Genomic DNA, 1,886 nt, shown 5'->3' with positions numbered 1-1,886 from the left:
AAAGACTCCAATCTTCAATTAAAGAAACTACTTATGAATCGTGGTCGGCATAAAAAGAGTAAAGAAAAAGAATTTGATACTCAAGCAGAAATCTTAGATACTATACGAAAAGAACTTTGGATATTATTAGCAATATATGAAGATCAATCAACATATAATATGAAAGATTATTTTGCAAAAGCGTGGATTAGTAGTAATGATGGAAGAAACTATCATAGTATAGTTGGATGGTATATTAATAGTACGTATTATCTTGATGATTTTATATGTAAAGTTAAAATAACACTTGATGGAGCAACTATTAAAAATAGTATCTATCTAATTAAATTTGAATTTGGAAGTAATTCAAAAATATTTAAATATAAACATGAATAAAAAAGGCTTAAGAGGTTTTATTAGGAATAAATTGCCTAAGACTTGGGAAATTGTTCTTACAAGAGAACGTAAACTTACTGCGTTCATTGAGTATGTATATGAATCAACTCCATCAGTAATGAAGGGAGGTAGAGGTTGGCGACGTGGTGTACATAACATTACAGTCGGATACAATAGATGCAAAATCTATGAAATGTTTCAAGCTGAAAAGAGTAAAGAAGGCTTGATATATTGGGTAGGCATCTATAATAAAATTAAAGATCTTGAACATCAAATGAATTAACATGGAAATTGTTCAATATGTTCGCTGGACTGAACCAGGAGAGCGAGAAAGACTACAAGAAGTAATGCAGCAATGCAGTGGAGAAATGGAATTTAGAAAGAAAGTAGCTTCTGAATTCAACATTAGTCCAATGGATGCAGCAGTTGTAGTAAAGAGATTCAAAAATGAATTTATCAAAATACTTAAAACAAAAGGATTATGTTAAAAGCAGGTATGTGGATCGCACAAGGTCCAGAAACTAATGTATTGCTCCTTTTAAGCGGAGTAGAACCATTATTAGAAGTAGTAGGTGCAATTGATCTTAATTACTTTAAACAGAATGGTAAAGCTAAAGATCTTACTAAAGACAGTCCTGAAGTGGTAGATATTATGATGTATCCTGAAAAGTATACATTTGCATTACCATCTATTACTGAAGTAGTTGATAATGTAGGTATTGGTGATTTACAGACTCTAGAAGGCTTAGGAGAAGATTCTAGAAAAGATAAAATCATCGAAGAAGGTATTGCTTACTATAAATCAACTTTACCATTATATGGTATAGAACAAGCTAAAGTAAGAACTAGACTGCATTTAAAGAAGAAATACAGCCTAAAAATGTCTCAAGCTAACTATGTATTTACTGTAATTTGTAAAGCACTTAACAGAGAACCATAATGAGCGATTTTAAGAGACTTATTGAAGCACTCAATGCTGAATTAGAGGAACCTTATAGGTTTACTTTAGACAAGATTGTATCTTCTGCTAATTTTGATACTAAAGTATTAGGATATGCAGATAGTGTATTAGATGATTGGGCAAATATACCACCTGATTTAAAATCTAAGATAGTTACTAGTAACACTTGTCTAAGTATCAATAAGTGGATAAATAGAAGACTATGGATGGATATTCTTAATAATCTATTAGAAGATAAAATATTAAGTCTTCAAACAAGATTAGTAAGAGTAAGGATTGCTATTAATATGTCATTGAAAATGGCATATCCTCTCAATGAAGAAGAGAAAGAAGAATGGAGAGAACATATCTCAGATGTATTCTATAAAAGATGTCTAGCAGTAAATAATTATTACTGTAAAGAAATCATAAAACTTCCCTTCTGAATTTAAGGATTGTAGTTATTGGGTTAACTACAATCCACTAAAGTTTAGCTATATGACACAAGAAATAATAGATCTAGTAGAGCAAGCTAAACAAGGTTCTCAGAAAGCATTTAGTAAATTATACT

4 protein-coding genes are annotated in these 1,886 nt (G+C 30.4%); all 4 read left to right on the top strand.

Annotated elements, in window-relative coordinates; all coding sequences use genetic code 11:
- The coding region (locus GH681_RS22855; RefSeq protein WP_194271324.1) for a hypothetical protein at window positions 1-375 on the top strand (375 nt) is incomplete at its 5' end.
- A gap of 284 nt (window positions 376-659) precedes the next feature.
- A complete protein-coding gene (locus tag GH681_RS22850; protein WP_153163799.1) occupies window positions 660-863 on the top strand; it encodes a hypothetical protein in 204 nt (67 codons plus the stop codon).
- Window positions 857-1,315 carry a hypothetical protein gene (locus GH681_RS22845; protein ID WP_153163798.1) on the top strand — a complete coding sequence of 153 codons (459 nt, stop codon included), beginning with the start codon at window positions 857-859 and terminating at the stop codon, window positions 1,313-1,315. The genes GH681_RS22850 and GH681_RS22845 overlap by 7 nt, the downstream gene beginning before the upstream one ends.
- Complete coding sequence (locus GH681_RS22840; RefSeq protein WP_153163797.1) at window positions 1,315-1,761, top strand: hypothetical protein; 447 nt, start codon at window positions 1,315-1,317, stop codon at window positions 1,759-1,761. The genes GH681_RS22845 and GH681_RS22840 overlap by 1 nt, the downstream gene beginning before the upstream one ends.
- Window positions 1,762-1,886: the final 125 nt, after the last annotated feature.

This window comes from Zoogloea sp. 1C4 (genome assembly GCF_009469605.1).
Classification (GTDB): Bacteria; Pseudomonadota; Gammaproteobacteria; order Burkholderiales; family Rhodocyclaceae; genus Zoogloea; species Zoogloea oryzae.
The sequence above is the reverse complement of the archived record's forward strand: the minus strand, read 5'-3'. Positions and strand labels throughout refer to the sequence as shown.